A 300-nucleotide genomic window follows, 5' to 3' on the forward strand; every position below is an offset into this window, starting at 1 on the left:
AAGATGCAGTAATGCGAACATAAAAATCGTGTATGACAGTCAAAAAATCCCATTAGTGCAAATGTGTTGCAATATGCGATACAGTATTTTATGATGTGTGTATGGAGGTTGGTTTATATGGCAGTTACTAAGACAGCGAATGTGAATGTGAGAATACAAGAAAATATTAAGCAGCAGGCGGAGAAGATTCTGGAAACTATTGGAATTCCTAGGGCTACTGCTATTGACATGTTTTACCGTCAAATCATTCTTAATAAGGGTATTCCGTTTTCGCTTACTATTCCGAAGTCGCTTCCGGCG

The 300-nt window shown here is 38.3% G+C and carries 1 protein-coding gene; it reads left to right on the forward strand.

Going from position 1 to position 300, the window contains the following annotated elements:
• Positions 1–117: 117 nt before the first annotated feature.
• A partial coding sequence (locus tag ACTJLE_RS06695) for a type II toxin-antitoxin system RelB/DinJ family antitoxin (RefSeq protein ID WP_481267858.1) occupies positions 118–300 on the forward strand: 183 nt, incomplete at its 3' end.

Source organism: Gardnerella sp. CCPDSM, assembly GCF_056754715.1.